The following is a 16,616-nucleotide window of genomic DNA, read 5'->3' on the forward strand; positions in this document are numbered from 1 at the left end:
TGCCCTGTGCCTTTACCGAATAAACAGAAGTGGCCGCTCGCAGCGGCAACACGCCAAGGACCGAACATGATCGATGTGGTGGTGGTATCCCGCAACACCGAAGCCGAGGACATCTGCAGCTATGAACTGGCGAGCCTCGATGGCAAGCCGCTGCCGGCCTTCAGCGCCGGCGCGCATATCGACGTGCACATGCCCGACGGGCTGGTCCGCCAATACTCGCTGTGCAATCACCCGCAAGAGCAGCATCGCTACCTGATTGGCGTGCTCAAAGACCCAGCCTCCCGAGGCGGCTCCCAGTGCCTGCACGAACAGATCCATACCGGCGCTCACCTGCGCATCAGCGAACCGCGCAACCTGTTCCCGCTGGTGCACGGCGCCCGACGCAGCCTGCTGTTTGCCGGCGGTATCGGCATCACCCCGATTCTGTGCATGGCCGAGCGTCTGGCCCAGGCTGGCGCCGACTTCGAACTGCACTATTGCGCCCGTTCCAGCACGCGCGCGGCCTTTGTCCAGCGTCTCAAGGATTCGCCGTTTGCCGATCGGGTGTTCCTGCATTTCGACGAAACCCCGCACACCGCCCTGGATGCCGCAAAGGTCCTCGCGACACCCGCAGACAATGTGCATCTCTACGTGTGCGGTCCCGGCGGTTTCATGCAGCATGTGCTCGACAGCGCCCGCGCCCAGGGTTGGCAGGAAGACCACCTGCACCGCGAATATTTCGCTGCGGCCCCGGTGGACAGCAGCAACGATGGGCGCTTTTCGGTCAAGCTCGGCAGCAGTGGCCAAGTCGTCGAAATACCGGCCGACAAAACCGTGGTCCAGGTCCTGGAAAGCCACGGCATCGAGATTACCGTGTCTTGTGAGCAAGGCATTTGCGGCACCTGCCTGACACGGGTACTGGAAGGTGAACCGGAGCACCGCGACCTGTTTCTCACCGAAGCAGAACAGGCGCTCAACGATCAGTTCACGCCTTGTTGCTCACGCTCGAAAACGCCGCTGCTAGTGCTGGATATCTGAGGCGGGTTACTCGGTACGCAGAATGATTTTCATCCGCTGGTCTGCCGTCGCGCTGCTGAAGACCTCGGCGTAGCGCAAGGTGGCATTGGCATGTTCGCGCATGATTGCCTCGGCCCGCGCGCCCTGGCGACTGACCAGGGCATCGAACACGGAGTGATGCTGCATGTGGGCATAGTTGAAGCGCCGGTATTCGCGAGCCATGTCCTCACGGTCCACGGCCAGTGCGGTGACCGAAGCGAACGGCAGGTGATCGTTGCGCGCCAGCGCGTCGGCAATCGCGGGGTTGTGGCTACCCTCGACGATGATCTGGTGAAAACGCATGTTGAGATCATGATAAATCTCAAGATCGTCCTCGGTCACATACCCCTTGTCGAACAACTGGTCGCCCTGCATCAGGCACAACTCAAGCACCGCCCGCGCCGCCTCGGATAACCCTCGCTCAGCGGCCTGGCGCGCTGCCAGACCCTCGAGCACACCTCGAACCTCGACCGCGCCGGCGATGTCGTCGGCACTCACCGAACGCACCTGAAAGCCGCGTCCGCCAAAACGCACCAATAGGCCTTCCTGCTCCAAGGTCCGGAATGCCATGCGCACCGGCATCCGTGACACACCGAACAGTTGCGCGGTGGGGATTTCCATCAAGCGCTCACCCGCCGCCAACTCGCCAGAGGCGATCATCTTGCGCAGCGCAACCAGCACTAATTGACCGGGCTTACTCATCCAGACACTTCCAGGGCACGTGGGCCGCCATAGTACCGCAAGGCTTGTGCCGCTTGCAGGCGAACAGGGCAGCGGACCGTTGTAGCTGACTCTCCGGGGAATGCCTGGCGGGGCGATTGAATACTTATCCGCTCTTTCGTACGCCCCGCCTCGCCCTCCTTACAGCGCCAGCGGATAACTGATAATCAGCCGAGTCTGGTCAAAATCGCTGCTGAAACTGCGCCGATTGGTCGCGTTATTCAGGCGCACACTGAGGTTCTTCAAATCACCACTCTGGAAGGTATAGCTCACCTCGGTATCGCGCTCCCACTCCCTGCCGTTAGTGCCCGTCTGGGTGGTAGCGTTCTCCCCATGGCCGTAACGCACCATCGCCAATAGCCCTGGCACGCCCATCGCGGCAAAATTGTAGTCATAGCGGGCCTGCCAGGAGCGCTCATCAGCGTTGCTGAAGTTACCGTTGAACATGTCATTACCCAAGGTCCGGCCACTGCTGCCGTAGACAGACATCCACGGACTGTCGCCACTGACCTTCTGCAGTCCCAGGTACACGGTATGGCCGCCAGTTGCCGCCGAGAGCAAGGCAAAGGCAGTGCGGCTCTGGATCTCGCCGATACGCGCACGCCCGTCCTCCTTGTCGATGAAGTAACCCAGGTTCGCCCCCAGCACCCAATCGCCCACCGGCTGCTTGTGCAAGAGGTTGAAGTAGCTCTGGCGGTAGATGTCTTCAAGCTGCGAATGCCAGGCCCCGACCAGGGTTCGCTGCTGATTGAAACGATATTCGACACCCGCGTAATTGAAGCCATCGGAGGTAACGCCCGGAGCCGCCCAGGCCGAGAGGTCCTGCATGTCCGAAGAGTTGCGCAGGCTCACCGAGCGATACTGCCCTGCCTGTACCCCCAGCCCTTCGATTTCCCGAGAATCGAGCATGGCCCCGCGGAAAGTCTGGGGCAGTAGCCGACCATCGTCGTAGCGCAGCACAGGAACATCCGGCAGTAATTCGCCGATCTTCAATTCGCTGGCAGACATGCGCATCTTGAACGCCGCACCGGCGCGTCCGAAATTATCCGCCGCCCGTCCATCGCCCTGTATCGGCAGCAGATCCGAACCACTGGTCCCGGGACTGCTGTCGAGCTTGAGGCCGAACATGGCGATGCCGTCCAGACCGAAACCAACGAAACCCGGTGTGTAGCCGGAATTGAACTTGAGAATAACGCCCTGGGCCCATTCTTCGACCTGACTCTTGGCCGCTCCGCGATCGCGAAAATCCCGATTGAAGTAATAGTTGCGCACGAGCAGATCGGTCTTCGCACCCTCGAGAAAACCGGCGTCTTCGGCCCAGGCCGGCAGGCCGATGGACAAGGTCAGCGAGGCTGCGGTTATCGAACGTGCAAGGCTGTGGTGAGAGAGCTTCATTATTATTGTTTTCCGTTTTTCATAGGCGCAGCCGTCCCCCGGCAGGCAACTGGGGGCCTGTTTTTCAGTGGCTGCAGAAAATGCCCGGCGCAGCCGGGCGTCAATCAGCTGTGGCGAGTGCTAGGCGCTGGCCAGTGCAGGTTCGGCCTGGGCCCTGGGCAGTTTGAGGAGTAACAGACAGCCGGCGGCAATCACGAACACACTGGCAAAAACCCCGTACAAGTGCAGCGGCTGCCAGCCGTCGTCGAGCAGAAAGCCGGCCACGGTCGGCGAAATAATCGCGCCGATGCGCCCGATACCAATGCCCCAGCCGACTCCGGTGGCACGCACCGAGGCGTCATAGACCACGGGCGACAGCGCATAGAGACCGGCGACGCAGCCGTTGGAGAACAAGCCGATCAGCAAGCCGAGCCCCAGGGCCGCGGCAATCGAGGAACCCGAGCCGACGAACAGCACCAACAAGCCGGCCGTGATCAGCATGAACAGCGACAACACCCGGGTCAGCGGCCAGCGTGAGGCCAGGCCACCGATCAGCGCCGCACCGAAGATTCCGCCGACGCTCAGCAGCACCCCGCCGGTAATGCCTTGCTGTGCCGACAAACCAGCGGCGACCAGCAGTTTCGGGGTCCAACTCATGACGAAGTAGAAGCCGAACATCACCAGGAAAAACAGCAGCCAGATCAGCAACGTGGTGCGGCGCATGGCTGGTGCCAATAGCACGCCGAAACCGCTGGCAGCGCCGGGTTGCTTGAGCACCGCCGCCGGCATTTGCGCCAGCGCCGGTTGCCCCAGGCGCCGGGCCAGGCGATTGATCCGCGCCAGGGCGTTGGCCGGGCGGCGGGCGAGCAGAAAGTCCAGGGACTCCGGCAGCCACAGCAGCACCAATGGAATCACCACCAAGGTCACCACGCCACCAAACAGAAACACCGAGCGCCAGCCCCAGTGAGTCAACAGCCACACCGCGAGCAAGCCGCCGAGAGTCGCGCCCAGGGCGTAGCCGGTGGATTGCAGGCTGACCGCCAAACCGCGCCAGCGCTTGCTGGAGTACTCGCTGGCAATCACGTTGCTGCTGGCCAGGATGCCGCCGATGCCCAGGCCTGTGAGACCGCGCAGCAAGGCCAGTTGCATGGGGGTCTGACTCAGCGCCGAGAGCAGCATGCCGAGCCCGGAAATCCCCAGGCAGAACAGGATCAATGGGCGTCGACCGAAGCGGTCGGCCCAAGGCGCGATAAACAATGAACCAGCGGCCATGCCGAACAGCCCAGCGCTGAGCAACAAGCCGATCTGTGCACCGCTCAGGCTCCATTCGGCCGACACCGACGCCGCGGTGAACGCCATGACCAACACATCGAAACCATCGATCATGTTCAGCACAATGCAGATGCCGATCGCCACGTATTGAAAGGAATTCATGGGGCCGCTGTCCACGCGGCGCTGCAGATCGAAGCTCATGATCGGACCTCCGCGTGCAGAACCCACAGCGACGGAGAAGTAGACAGCAGCGTACACGCGCACCGGTGACCAGCAGAACCCACGCAGGTGTGCGCCGTTGATAAGCCATTCATGACGAAACCCTTCTTGTAGTTTTTATCGGGATGATCAGGAGGGCTCCTGCCATCGCCAGGGCGCTAATTAACCCGCTAATGGATCCACGAACAAGAGCCTCCACACGTGGAAGCGCAGGAAAAGCACTCCCGGCCGATGAAAAATAATCAGCAAATATCTTTAATATCAATTACTTAATGATATACAGCGCCACACACATTTCCGTTCGATTATCGATCACCCACGTGTGTTTCCGGCACTCGGTGATCTTTTGGAGGTGTACCGCTGATCGAAGCTGACAATGGATCCACTAGACAAATGCCAAGGTTGCCCGTGCGCCCTCTATCGCGGCCAGGTGCGGCGCCACCCTGGACGGTAAGTAGTTGAAGAAGAAGCCGGCGCTTTGCAGTTTGCTGGCGCGCAACGGATCTTCTTCCGGCAGCTCCCTGGAGACCCGCGCCGCCCGCCCCCAGGCCATGGCCAACAAGCTAATGCCGCACAATTGGAGAAAGTCCCCGGCGGCCCGATAGGGATATTCACTGTCCTCCCGGGACCGTTCGCGTATGTCGTCGACCCCCGTAGACAGTGTGTCGCACAAGCGGTCCAGAGCGCTGGCGAACTCGGTGAGGTAGCCAGGCATGATGTGCGGGCCACGAAAGCGCCCTTCCAGCTTGCCCTCCAACGGCACCAGGCGGACCTCGCAGCCCGGCGCCGGCAAGCCGATGGTTCCACGGCAGCCAGTCCACCAGCACCAGCGGTTCTTCACCGAACACCGGAAAGGTCTGCAACAGCATCTGCTGAAATCGTTGACGTGGAAAAATAGCGGGGGCACTCAACCGCTGGTCAAGTCGAATGCAAATGGGTGGTCAAGTCCACGCAATTACACCTCAGGCAGTTTAGCCACCACCTTGATCTCAAAATCGAAACCATACAGCCAGGTCACCCCTACCGCCGTAATCGTTGGAAAAGGCGCCTCGCCCCAATACTCAGGCACAACCTCCCATACCTGCTCGAAGATCGTCTGCGGCTCAACCATGAAGACGGTTACATCCTGGACATCATCAAAGCTGCAACCGGCTGCGGCCAGCACCGCGTTGAGGTTCTCGAAAGCGCGTCGAACTTGCGCCTTGAGTTCCGGTTCCGGGGATCCATCTTCACGGCTGCCCACTTGGCCGGAAACGAAGAGCAAGCCATTGCTGCGCACCGCCGGTGAATAGCGATTGCGCTCGTAAATAGCCTGCCGGCCCACAGGGAATACAACGTCTCGTTGGTTCATGAAAAACTCCAGTGGTTAGAAAGCGACTTGAACACTGTATGGCGCTTGCCCGGGACGGATAAACAGGCAATGCTGACCATGACTGTTTGTGATTCCCAAACAATACGGAGCCCCCATGGATCGTTTCGATGCCATGCAAGCCTTTGCCCGGGTGGTAGAAACCGGCAGTTTTACCCGAGCCGCCCACACCTTGCACATGAGCAAAACCACCGTTACCCAGCTCGTCCAGCAACTGGAGGCACGCTTACGTGTGAAGTTGCTCAATCGCACGACCCGCAAGGTCAAGGTCACCGCCGATGGCGCTGTCTACTACGAGCGGGTGCAATCCTTGCTGGCAGCGCTGGATGACGCTGACACCGCGCTATCGAGCGCTGCGGCAGCGCCGCGCGGACGGCTGCGGGTGGATGTACCCAGTCCACTGGCGCGTTTTATATTGATTCCGGCGTTACCGGACTTCCAACAGCGATACCCGGACATCCAGCTGGATTTGGGTGTGAGCGACCGTCAGGTGAGCCTGATAGATGAGAGCGTTGATTGTGTGATTCGCGGCGGAGAGATCACCGACACCTCCCTGGTGGCGCGGCACATCGCCGACCTGCCGCTGGGCGTGTATGCAGCGCCCGCGTACCTGGCTCTCTACGGCGTGCCAGCACATCCGCGCGAATTAAAGGAAGGTGAGCACCGTGTCGTGGGATATCGCTGGGCACGAACCGGTAAAGCGCTCTCTTATGCCTTGCGGCGCCTGGGCGAGCAGTTGGAAGTGCATGGCCGGCATGTGCTGACCGTCGACGATGGCAATGCTTATCTGGCAGCCGGACAGGCAGGTCTGGGGATACTTTGGCTACCGCGATATATGGCCTTGCAACCCGTGGCGAACGGCGAACTTGTGCCGCTGTTCGAAGACTGGCACATCGCGTCGATGCCGCTCTATCTGGCCTATGCGCCGAACCGCCATGTCAGCCGAAAATTACGCGTATTCATGGACTGGGTGGTGGAGTTGATGACCACGCATGTACCACAGATTGCTCTGCCCACACGCCCTGACACTCCATAGACCGCTGAAAAGGTCGCGCTTGAAGCAATGCGCCGAAAACGGCTAATCACGAAAGACTGGCCAGCCGCATGGAAACCAATCCTGCCGGCTGGCATTCGGCAATGCTTGAGCGTCATAGGCACACTCAAACTATCTGTTCCAGGATCAGTGGCCACAATTCACCGCTGGGGTCTACGCTTGCAGAGGTTTGAGCTAAAACGCCACCTTATCGGAGCAGCCATTGAACGCAAGAATCTGCGGGTTTCTCGACTTCTGCGGCCAATCGAACTCGACAGGCCCTAGACTCTGCAAAAAATACTCCAATTTCCTACCGCATGAACAGGCATGCAAGGTGATATAGGTTTCCAGCCTTTATTCACACTCAATGGCCAGCGGCGAGACGTGATGCCTGCCACTCAACCTGTATATTTTTTGATCGCCTGTTAAAACGCCTTGGCCACTTGGCATCAGCACGGTTATCCACAGACATACTCACGGATTTCGTGGATAACTCGTTCGATATAGGTCTGCCGGAGAAGTGGACCCTGTGGTGTCCGATTTGAAAATGCCGCGTTGGCATCAAAGTTGGCAGTCTGGAGCACCGCCCCCCATCCGGCATAGGTATCTACACAACTTTGCCTCAACGCTTAAATCCAGGCAAATAGGGCTGTTGTGGCGAGCGGGCTTGTCGGAACGCCGCATTCGGCTTACTGGGGCTGCTTCGCAGCCCAGCGCGGGACAAGCCCGCTCGCCACAAGGAAAGTCGTCAGTTTCTGAAAGGTGTGTAGATACCTATGCCCATCCGGACAGGGATTCCGGTGGAGAGCAAGAGCGCACCTGGCAAGCTTGTGACGGGCCTCAGTCGGTTTGCGGCCAATCCTCGTCGGGAACGTCGTAGATATCACCGCCCTGCACGCCATCGATTTCGTACTGTGTCAGATAGTCGCCGAGCAGGTCGCCGAAGTGGTCTTGCTGCGTCTGTCGCTTGCCCTCCGCAATAAGGCCCGGAAGCAACAGGGCAACCGCGCCGACGCCCGCCGCCACGGTGCCTAGGACTCCTGCCAGCGGAGCCATCGCCGCCTTGAGTGCCAAATTGCCAAAAAGGGCTGCGCCGCCCTCAATCGCTGATGCCAGGCCCGACAACGACGCCAGTGCGCCTGAAGTGATGCTGATACCGCCACTGACGAGGTCGCCCTTGCGAATCGACTGAACCCCATCAAAGATTCCGTACGCACCCGCAACCATGCCGGCCAGACCGCCGATACCCTTGGCACCGCTTTCAAACTTGTCGGCAATGCCAGTGAGAGATTTTATGGGGTCGTCGAAAAAGGCTTTGATTTTGGGATGAAGATCAATGTTTTTTTCGTTTTTCAGGTAGCTTTTCAGGTTCTTGGCACCACCCTCGGTGAGCAGGGTCGTCGTCATGACCGATCCTGTGGTGATGTCGATGATGTTTCGTTCGGTCAGGTTTGCGCCATTCTGAGCGCCTTTGGCGATCGTCACGCCAGCCATGAAGATGCCGCTGACGCCATGCAGTACCCCTTTGTCAGACGCGTTCTTGAGGGCGCCGTCGGGTTTGAGCAAGGACGACTTCAACTCCGCAAGCGACTTGGTGCCTTGGCGCAGGATGTCCCAATCCGAACGGATACCCGCGACGATCTGGTCGGCCGTTGCGACGGTGCCATCCTGATTGGTCACCAGTTCCGGATTGGACTGGATAAGCGTCTCGGCCATCGTCCTGACCTTGGCCTCGTCAAGCTCGTCACCGCCATTGATACCCAGGGCTTGCTTGAGGTCATCGAAGGTGCCGTCTTTCATCGCGTTGTCGCGCCCGACCCGGCTGAAATTGTCGTTCAACTGCGCGTCGAAACCTGCGGTGATGCTGGGATCCAGCGTCGCGTTGTAGAGTGCGACCTCCGCGGAGAAGGTGCCGATCGCTTCTTCGAAGGTGCCCGTTTTCATCAGTTCTTCCAGTCGCGTCCCGGAAGCAAGCGAGTGCTCGTAATAATCCTGGAACGCCTGGGCATGCTGAGAGGCAGCGAGCCCCTTCTGAATTTCTGCCCGATCATTGATGCCGAGCGCTTCCTGATAAAGCGTTGCCGTCGAGAGGTATTCGGCCAGCACCGCCTGTTGGTCAGTGCTGCCGTCTTTCGTATGCTTATCCCATAGCGCATCAAGAGCTGCACCAGACTTGATGTCATCGTAGTTTTTTTGCACCGAGTCCTTTAACCCAGGAACTGCCTCAAACAGATTGGCCATTTGCGTCGAGGTGGTTTCATTAAGAAACTTGACCACCTCGGGATCGCTTTGTAGCTGCTCAATGTGGCTGTTGACATCGGCAAGTAGCTTGTTGGGATCTGGATGGCTGCGCACAGCGTTGGCGATGGACACCTTACCGTAGTCATCACTCCACATACCTGCAGCCGCACCGTCGATGATCAACTGTTGGGCCTTGAGCAAATCCTGTAACACCGCCGCCCGCTGTTCGACGGAATAGTTGCCTGGATTTTCGAAGACGTCCTTGCCCAGGTCACTGGTATCGATGCTGGAGACCGAGTTGGTATTCGCTACCTGGTTAAGGAATAGCAGTGCGTCCCCAGAGGTCTTGGGACTGGTGTTCTTCAGCCAGTTTTGGATATCGTTCTTGCCGAGCTTTCCATCAGGTCTGCTCTCCAATGGTTTCCCAGCGGTTTCGAGCATTTCGAACGCCCCCGTCTGCGACCAGAAAGTCAGGGCTTGCTTCAAGTCATCGCTGATGTTCGGGTTTTCATCCAGGTATTTCTGCAAGGCCTCGCGCGACAGGTGTTTACCGCTATCGGTCCGATCGCTGATCTCGTCAAAGTTCTCCAGCAGCAGCGCCGAATGCTTCGCAAGCTCCAAAGAGGTTGCGTCAGCATTCGGGGAAGCTTTCAGAAAGTCGTTATAGGCACCGATGTCGTCGGCTTTGACTGCAACAGGGCGTAGCCACGCATTCAGATCGTTGCTGCTGATTTTGCCGTCGGCCTTGTTGTTGTGTGCCTTGGTATCAAGCAGGTCAAAAAACCCTTTGTTATCGAGCAGGAACTGGGCCGCCTCGCGCTCTTGCGCGCTTCGATTTTCATCGACAGCGTACTTCCTCAAATCCTTATCACTGACAATACTGTCGGAGCCATTCCAGTCGTCCCATCGATCACGGACCGTTTCGATGATCTCGCTGTTCTGTTCGTAAAACTTGCTCTGGTAGCCTTCCTGTTTCCAGACCAGCTGGTTGTAGAGGTCGGGCGTCACATCCTTCGAGACGTTGATCTTTTCGCCATTGATAGTCAGGCGGATAAAGCCAGTGTGTTCATCCGGGGGCAAAATGTCTGCGCTCGCCAGCTCTTCTGCTGATAGAAGCGCGCCATCGCCGCGCAATGCAAAGCCTTCGTCGTTGCCCTTTTGCAACGCATCAACCTTGTCGAAGTAATCAGGCGTCGCTTCCTTGCTGATAGTGATTTCATTGCCCTCTTTGTCCCGGGCTGTGTAGGCCACCACCTCGTCATTTACCAGCCATGCCGTGAGGTTCTCGAGATCCTGGAGCGGTACGGTTTCGTCGTTGCGCAGCGTGCGTCCGTGTTGCTGCTTCAGCGCCTCGATCAAGGTGCCAACCGTTTCTTGCACCGCCACGCCTACCGCACCGCCCAGGTCAGCCTTTTTATCGCTGACGTGCTTGCGGGCCGCGCCAAGTATTTTCTCAAAGCGCTGACCTACTCCAGAATCAGGGAATTGGTTATCTGCGGGGCGGGCGTTGCTGTCGATTCGCAAGGGGGCGTTCTCCTGATCATAGAGCCGATGGCGCTAGGGGAATCAACTATTACCGTTGCACATGACAGGGGGATGACTTGGCCGGGCGGATGCAGGGAGAGAACCGGCGTTACAGCCGCTCTAACACAGCGCTTGCTCTGCATTTCGTAACACTTGCCACGTTTGTACCGCACCACCCGCAGCCACCCTCAAATCAACCGTGCGGCCACCAGCATATCCGCCACGGCCTGGAAGGTATTGTCCGGCACCGGGTCCCCCGGCACTGCCCGTCGGGCGATTTCCTTGGCCAGGACGCTATCAAGGCTATGGGCGATCCCCAGGTCCGAGGCCTGCGCGAGCATCTGCGCCGCCTCCTCGAACTCGGCCTTGCACACCACGACCGGCACCGGGGTTTCACCGCGCACGTAACGTATGCCCACCACCCAGCCACCCGCGGAGCCGACCATCAACGATGCACGGTTCACCCCCAGCTTGTTGGCCAGGGCTTGCATTTCGCGGCGTTGGCGTTGGCGCTCCTGCTTGATCATCGGATCGCCGTCGCTGTCCTTGCGTTCGCGCTTCTGTTCGCTGAGGGTCATTTTCATGTCGCGGCCGAACAACCAGCGTTGCATCAGCACGTCTGCCGCGCCGACCAGCAAGAAGGCGGCCAGCACCGTGAATACCAGCGGCTTAAGCACCAGGTAGAAGGTCGATTCGATGCAGCCAGCGCCGCAGCGCGATGACTCCATCAGCGCCTGTAACGCCATGCGCCCGACCACGCAGAAGGCCAGGCCCAAGAGTACGACCTTGACCACGCCCTTCAGGAATTCGACGAAACTGCGCATCGAAAAAATGCGTTTGAAACCTTCGGACGGGTTGATGCGCTTGATGTCTGGCTTGATCGGTTCGACCGAGAACACCACGCCACGCATGGTGATGATGTTGGTCAGGATCACCGTCCCCACGGTCACGGCCACCACCGGCAGGGTGAGGTTGATCAGCAATTGCTCGGCGGTGTCCAGCACGCGTGGCCAGACGCTGTGAAAGGGCTCGATGTAGATCAGCGCGATCAGGTCCAGCAACGCGGTGATCTGTGCCTGGGCCTTGGGTACCATGATCGAGATGCACAGCGTGCAGAACAGGATGACCATGCCCGAGACCAGGTCCTGACTCTTCGACACCTGGCCTTTCTTGCGCGCCTCACGGAGCTTCTTGTCCGTTGCCGGCTGGGATTTCTCCTCGCTGCTATCGCTCATCGGCGCTTCGCACGATAAGCGGGGTCATGCCGAGCCCGCCAGAGTCTTGAGCAGCTCCACGATGCCGCGAAATTCGCCAAGCTGGTCGATCATCACCGGGATCAGGAAACTGATGTAGACCACCATCAAGATACTGAAGAACAGATTCTTCACCGGCAATGACAGGTCGAAGATGTGCAGGTTGGGCGCCATGCGCGACAGATAGGCGAGCATCAGGTCGGTGACCAGCATACAGATGATCAGCGGCCCGACCATGATCACGCCGATGCGCATCACCTGGTCAAGGATCTGCAGCACCGCCATCAGCGCCGAACTGGCGAACAACGGTGTGAACGCGGTAACGGGCCATAAAAGGTAGCTGTGGTAATAGCCGTCGACCATCATTATGAAACCGCTGGACATGAAAAACAGGGCGATCAGCATCACCGTCAGCAAAGTGGCCATGACACTGGACTCGCCCGATGACAACGGGTCGAGCAGTTGGGCCATGGTCGAGCCACGCTGCAGGTCGACCAACTCGCCAGCCACCTCCGCGGCCCAAAACGGAATGCCGAACAGCAGGCCGATGAGGATGCCGATCAGGAATTCCTTGACCAGTAAACCCGCCAGAAAAAAACCACCATGGTCCGGCAATGCCGTGAAAGCGCCGTACACCGGAACAAACATGGGAATGGCAATGGACACCGCGACGCAGCTGCGAATCATGCCGGTCAGGCCCAGGCGGTTGAAGGCCGGGGTGATTACCACCACGCCCATGGCGCGGCTGGCGGACAGCGCCGCCGAGCTGATGACGGGGTAGGCGACTTCGATGAACTGGTTGGCAAGCTCTATATTCATGCCATTCAGCGCGTCCACAACGGGAAGTTGTCCAGCACCTGGTTACCCAGTTCAATCACCTGGCTGGCCAGTAGCGGCCCAACGAACACGATCGTCAGCAGCACCGCCACCAGCTTGACCGCCTGTGGCAGGGTCTGGTCCTGGATCTGGGTCAGGGCCTGCAGCAAACCCACTCCCAAGCCCACGACAATCGCGACAGCCAGCGCCGGGGCGGACAGAAGCAGCACCGTCATCAGCGCCTGATTCATCAATGAAAGAAAGACATCCTGGCCCATTATGCCCCCCCATAGCTGAGAATCAGGCCATGCATCAAGCGCGACCAGCCGCTCAAGGCGACAAAAAGAAAGAGCTTCAGCGGTATGGAGATCAGCGTCGGTGAGACCATGGACATGCCCATGGCCATCAGCACATTGGCCACCAGCAAATCCACCACCAGAAACGGCACATACAGCAGAAAACCGATTTCGAACGCACGGGTCAGCTCGGAGCTGACGAAGGCCGGCACCAGCACCACCAGATCATCGTCGCGCAGGTCGGCCCGGGCTTCGGGGGACCAGATGGTTTCAGTGGCCTTGATAAAAAAACCGCGCTCGCTTTCGTTGGCGAAGCGCGCAAGGTGCTCCTGCAATGGCGGCCTCAGTGCATCGCCGAAGGCGGTAAGCTGCTCGATACTCTCGATGTTGAGATCGCGGCCCTGTACCTGCCGGTACATGTCCCCGATCAACGGTGTGGTGACGTAGACCGACAGGATCAGGGCGATGCCGTACAGCACCATATTGGGCGGTGTCTGTTGCACGCCCAGGGCGTTACGGATCAGGAACAGCACCACGGAGATTTTCATGAAACCGGTCAGGGTCACCACCGCCAGCGGAATCAAACCGATGGTGGCGACGACCACGATGATTTCAATCAAGTTGGGCTGGTAGCCATTCATGATGTGGTGATACTCAACACACGTACGCCGAGACCGGGACCGATCTTGACCAGTTGTCCCTGGCCGACGCGACGTCCGTTGACCATCAGGTCGACACTGTCCTGGCGTTGCTCGGTGAACGACAGCAGGCTGCCCTCGCCCAGTTCGCGCAGTTGCGCCAGGGTCAATTCGACGCTGCCGGCCTGGCAGACCAGTTTCAGCGGCAACTCGTCCAGACACGAATCCAGGCTCCGCCCGTCCGGTGCTTCATTCATGGTGGGTGCTTCGCTCACAGAGAATTCCTTGGGAAAGTTGACGCACATCGGTGTTTCAAGCAGTTTCAGCGTGGTGCCGTCCTGGCCAGCCCGGGCGTACAGACGCTGGTTCAACAGCAGCCGCACCTGAGCCGTGGGCCAAGGATCGAGCATCACCACGTCACCAGGGTTGAGGCTGTACAGCTCGTCGACGCTCAGCTCGGCTTCGCCGGCCTCGACCGCCAGCCACAGACGCAGGTCTGTCAGTGCATGGGGAGCCGGCAATGCATGCTGGTCGAGCCATTGCGCGATCTGTTCGCCGGCCTTGGCGCTCAGGTGCAGCGCTACAGGCATCGACGAACCGCCGAGTTCAACCCGGGTTGCCAGATGCAACGGGCAGGGTTGCGCGGCCAGGACGGCATGGGTCGGGTCGGTGCGGTCAATCAAATGGAGGGTTTGCCCGGTCAGGTGCTCCAGGGGTTCGATCAGGCTCAGCAGCGCCAGCTCCAGCAGCATTGCCCCAGGCAAGGTCTGCACGTCCAGGGCAACGGGCACACCCAGAACGTGCAGCGCCGGCGTTGGCAGGTGCAGCCTGATAGCCGAGGCATCGCCCTCTTCGCCCAGCCCCAGCAACAGTTCAATCGCCGTGGCGTCAGGCTCGGCAACGGAGCACCAGTGAACACCGATGGCCTGGCCTGCACATTCACCATGCCAGGCTTCGCGGTTGCGATGCAGGCGGTTGTGCACGTCCAACCATCGGCGGTCGACAGAAGGCAGTTGCTCGACAAAAGGTGTCCAGGATGAGTCCTGGCGACAGTTCACGTACGCCCTCCAGTGGCAACCCGAGGAATTTCGTCGGCCTCCAGGCGGTGTTCGTCGACACGCTGCTCGAGGCGCTCGCGGCCGTCGAGCAGCGTGTCGCAGGCTTCGCTCTGGCGCTGTCGGGCCACATGGGCCACCCGGAACACTTCACGCGTGTGCTCGTGGGCTTCCAGAGTGCGGGCCACTTCGCCGACGCTCACTTCCAGCTTTCTCTGACCGCCCTCGTACAACGCCTCCAAGTGGTCCTGGGCCGCCTGCCAGTCGCTGACCGACACGCCTTGGCTGATCAGTCCGAAGATGCGCTCGGCTTCGCGGGCCAGGGCCTCACGATGCAGGCGCAGCTTTTCCTTGGCGTCGTCCAGGGCCACGTGGGTTTCCCGGCAGAGCTGCTGCTGGGCGACCAGTTGGCTGGACGCACGTTGTTCACGTAACTGGCGCAAGGCTTGAAGGTTGCGCATGTCATTGGTTTTCATCGGGCCTCCAGGGTTGTCATGCCATAACCCTGCGCATGTGTTTCAGGGTTTCATCGGGGCTGCTTGGCTCGTTGGCGCCTTGGCGCAAGAACGCTTCGATAGCGGCATGCCGCGCAATCGCCTCGTCGGCCAGCGGGTCGCTCCCGGCCGCGTATTCGCCGACGCGGATCAGCATTTCGATCTCGTTGCGCCGCGCCATCAGCTCGCGCATACGCATGGCCAGGTGGCGCTGCTCGTCGCCACACACCTGGTCCATCAGTCGGCTACGGCTTTGCAGCACATCCACCGCCGGGAAAAAGTTGCGTTGCGCCAGGTCGGCGCTGAGCACGATGTGCCCGTCGAGGATTGAGCGGGTTTCCTCGGCCACCGGGTCCATCGAGGCGTCGCCTTCGGTAAGCACCGTATACAATCCGGTGATGCTGCCGGTCTCGCCGGGGCCGGCGCGTTCAAGCAAGCGCGGCAAGGCCGAGAAGAAGGACGGCGGGTAACCGCGACGGGTCGGCGGCTCGCCCACCGCCAGGCCGATTTCGCGCTGGGCTCGGGCAAAGCGGGTCAGGCTATCCATCAGCAACAGCACGTGGCGGCCCTGGTCACGGTGATATTCGGCCAACGCGGTGGCAACGAAGGCGGCACGTACCCGCTCGGCGGCCGGGCGGTCGGAGGTGGCGACCACGGCAACGGTACGCCGCCGGGCCTCGGCGCCCATCTGCACATCGAGCAGTTCACGCACCTCACGGCCTCGCTCACCGATCAGGGCGATGATGATCACCTCGGCATTGGTATTGCGCACGATGCTGGCCAGCAGCGACGACTTGCCCACCCCCGGTTCACCGAAGATGCCCATGCGCTGACCCTGGGCCAGAGTCAGCAGGCCGTCGATGCTGCGCACCCCCAAGGACATCGGGTGGGCGATCAGTTGACGGCTGAACGGCGCGGGAGGCTCGGCATGCAAGGGATAACGCAGCAACCCACCCAACGGCGGACTGCCATCGAGAAACTCACCCATGGGGCTGATCACCCGGCCCAACTGCGCATCGCCGACGCTCACCCCAAGGGTCTCGCCGGTGGCGATGATTTCGGTACGGGTCGACAACCCGTCCATCGAACCGATGGGCGAAAGGATCGCCTCGTCATCCTCGAAGCCGATGACTTCGGCAGCCAGGCTGCGGCCGCTGCCGGGTTCGCGCAGTTGGCACAGTTCGCCAATGTGCACACCGGCAACGCTGGCGCGCAGCAGCACGCCGCGGATACTGCGGATGGTGCCTTTCATGGGGCGCGGCCGGGCATTGACCAAG

The 16,616-nt window shown here is 60.1% G+C and carries 14 protein-coding genes and 1 pseudogene; 2 read left to right on the forward strand and 13 right to left on the reverse strand.

Translation table 11 applies throughout. The features are described from left to right. Window positions 1-66: 66 nt before the first annotated feature. The gene (locus tag BLU75_RS11955; protein WP_084378693.1) at window positions 67-1,017 is read left to right on the forward strand and encodes a PDR/VanB family oxidoreductase; all 951 of its coding nucleotides are present in this window, start codon (window positions 67-69) and stop codon (window positions 1,015-1,017) included. Window positions 1,018-1,023: 6 nt separating this feature from the next. Here BLU75_RS11955 and BLU75_RS11960 read toward each other — a convergent pair whose 3' ends face one another. The 5 genes and pseudogenes from BLU75_RS11960 to BLU75_RS11980 form a co-directional block, all read right to left on the reverse strand. Continuing rightward, window positions 1,024-1,737 carry a GntR family transcriptional regulator gene (locus tag BLU75_RS11960; protein WP_084378694.1) on the reverse strand — a complete coding sequence of 238 codons (714 nt, stop codon included), beginning with the start codon at window positions 1,735-1,737 and terminating at the stop codon, window positions 1,024-1,026. Between the two features lie 159 nt (window positions 1,738-1,896). Then, a complete protein-coding gene (locus BLU75_RS11965) occupies window positions 1,897-3,150 on the reverse strand; it encodes an OprD family porin (RefSeq protein ID WP_084378695.1) in 1,254 nt (417 codons plus the stop codon). A 120-nt stretch (window positions 3,151-3,270) separates the two neighbouring features. Beyond that, on the reverse strand, window positions 3,271-4,602 hold the full coding sequence (locus BLU75_RS11970; protein ID WP_084378696.1) for an MFS transporter: 1,332 nt from the start codon (window positions 4,600-4,602) through the stop codon (window positions 3,271-3,273). A gap of 403 nt (window positions 4,603-5,005) precedes the next feature. Beyond that, window positions 5,006-5,425: pseudogene (locus BLU75_RS11975) on the reverse strand (acyl-CoA dehydrogenase C-terminal domain-containing protein); the annotation flags it as partial. 150 nt (window positions 5,426-5,575) lie between these two features. Next, a complete protein-coding gene (locus tag BLU75_RS11980) occupies window positions 5,576-5,971 on the reverse strand; it encodes a RidA family protein (protein ID WP_084378697.1) in 396 nt (131 codons plus the stop codon). 115 nt (window positions 5,972-6,086) lie between these two features. Between BLU75_RS11980 and BLU75_RS11985 the strand changes: the two genes are divergently transcribed. Then, the gene (locus BLU75_RS11985; protein ID WP_084378698.1) at window positions 6,087-7,025 is read left to right on the forward strand and encodes a LysR family transcriptional regulator; all 939 of its coding nucleotides are present in this window, start codon (window positions 6,087-6,089) and stop codon (window positions 7,023-7,025) included. A gap of 837 nt (window positions 7,026-7,862) precedes the next feature. Here BLU75_RS11985 and BLU75_RS11990 read toward each other — a convergent pair. The 8 genes from BLU75_RS11990 to BLU75_RS12025 form a co-directional block, all read right to left on the reverse strand. After that, entirely contained in the window at window positions 7,863-10,787 is a 2,925-nt protein-coding gene (locus tag BLU75_RS11990) for a type III effector HrpK domain-containing protein (protein WP_084378699.1), read from the reverse strand. Between the two features lie 188 nt (window positions 10,788-10,975). After that, entirely contained in the window at window positions 10,976-12,022 is a 1,047-nt protein-coding gene (locus tag BLU75_RS11995) for an EscU/YscU/HrcU family type III secretion system export apparatus switch protein (RefSeq protein WP_084378700.1), read from the reverse strand. Between the two features lie 24 nt (window positions 12,023-12,046). Further along, on the reverse strand, window positions 12,047-12,859 hold the full coding sequence (sctT, locus tag BLU75_RS12000; RefSeq protein WP_084378833.1) for a type III secretion system export apparatus subunit SctT: 813 nt from the start codon (window positions 12,857-12,859) through the stop codon (window positions 12,047-12,049). Between the two features lie 5 nt (window positions 12,860-12,864). After that, window positions 12,865-13,134, reverse strand: a complete 270-nt coding sequence (gene sctS / locus BLU75_RS12005) for a type III secretion system export apparatus subunit SctS (RefSeq protein WP_084378701.1) — start codon at window positions 13,132-13,134, stop codon at window positions 12,865-12,867. Next, window positions 13,134-13,793, reverse strand: coding sequence for a type III secretion system export apparatus subunit SctR (gene sctR / locus BLU75_RS12010; protein WP_084378702.1), 660 nt, complete (start codon window positions 13,791-13,793; stop codon window positions 13,134-13,136). The genes sctS and sctR overlap by 1 nt, the downstream gene beginning before the upstream one ends. Beyond that, complete coding sequence (locus BLU75_RS12015; protein WP_231982645.1) at window positions 13,790-14,848, reverse strand: FliM/FliN family flagellar motor switch protein; 1,059 nt, start codon at window positions 14,846-14,848, stop codon at window positions 13,790-13,792. The genes sctR and BLU75_RS12015 overlap by 4 nt, the downstream gene beginning before the upstream one ends. Beyond that, entirely contained in the window at window positions 14,845-15,321 is a 477-nt protein-coding gene (locus tag BLU75_RS12020) for a YscO family type III secretion system apparatus protein (protein WP_084378703.1), read from the reverse strand. The genes BLU75_RS12015 and BLU75_RS12020 overlap by 4 nt, the downstream gene beginning before the upstream one ends. A gap of 16 nt (window positions 15,322-15,337) precedes the next feature. Then, window positions 15,338-16,591: a FliI/YscN family ATPase gene (locus BLU75_RS12025; RefSeq protein WP_231982670.1), complete on the reverse strand. Its 1,254-nt coding sequence runs from the start codon at window positions 16,589-16,591 to the stop codon at window positions 15,338-15,340. Window positions 16,592-16,616 lie beyond the last annotated feature (25 nt).

The sequence above is a fragment of the Pseudomonas mucidolens genome, from assembly GCF_900106045.1.
GTDB classification, from domain to species: Bacteria; Pseudomonadota; Gammaproteobacteria; order Pseudomonadales; family Pseudomonadaceae; genus Aquipseudomonas; species Aquipseudomonas mucidolens.

Excerpts from the sequence above, each read along its gene's own strand:
- BLU75_RS11955 (WP_084378693.1), top strand. The coding sequence starts at position 67 with ATGATCGATGTGGTGGTGGTATCCCGCAACACCGAAGCCGAGGACATC.
- BLU75_RS11960 (WP_084378694.1), bottom strand. The coding sequence starts at position 1,737 with ATGAGTAAGCCCGGTCAATTAGTGCTGGTTGCGCTGCGCAAGATGATC.
- BLU75_RS11965 (WP_084378695.1), bottom strand. The coding sequence starts at position 3,150 with ATGAAGCTCTCTCACCACAGCCTTGCACGTTCGATAACCGCAGCCTCG.
- BLU75_RS11970 (WP_084378696.1), bottom strand. The coding sequence starts at position 4,602 with ATGAGCTTCGATCTGCAGCGCCGCGTGGACAGCGGCCCCATGAATTCC.
- BLU75_RS11980 (WP_084378697.1), bottom strand. The coding sequence starts at position 5,971 with ATGAACCAACGAGACGTTGTATTCCCTGTGGGCCGGCAGGCTATTTAC.
- BLU75_RS11985 (WP_084378698.1), top strand. The coding sequence starts at position 6,087 with ATGGATCGTTTCGATGCCATGCAAGCCTTTGCCCGGGTGGTAGAAACC.
- BLU75_RS11995 (WP_084378700.1), bottom strand. The coding sequence starts at position 12,022 with ATGAGCGATAGCAGCGAGGAGAAATCCCAGCCGGCAACGGACAAGAAG.
- sctT (WP_084378833.1), bottom strand. The coding sequence starts at position 12,859 with ATGAATATAGAGCTTGCCAACCAGTTCATCGAAGTCGCCTACCCCGTC.
- sctS (WP_084378701.1), bottom strand. The coding sequence starts at position 13,134 with ATGGGCCAGGATGTCTTTCTTTCATTGATGAATCAGGCGCTGATGACG.
- sctR (WP_084378702.1), bottom strand. The coding sequence starts at position 13,793 with ATGAATGGCTACCAGCCCAACTTGATTGAAATCATCGTGGTCGTCGCC.
- BLU75_RS12020 (WP_084378703.1), bottom strand. The coding sequence starts at position 15,321 with ATGAAAACCAATGACATGCGCAACCTTCAAGCCTTGCGCCAGTTACGT.
- BLU75_RS12025 (WP_231982670.1), bottom strand. The coding sequence starts at position 16,591 with ATGAAAGGCACCATCCGCAGTATCCGCGGCGTGCTGCTGCGCGCCAGC.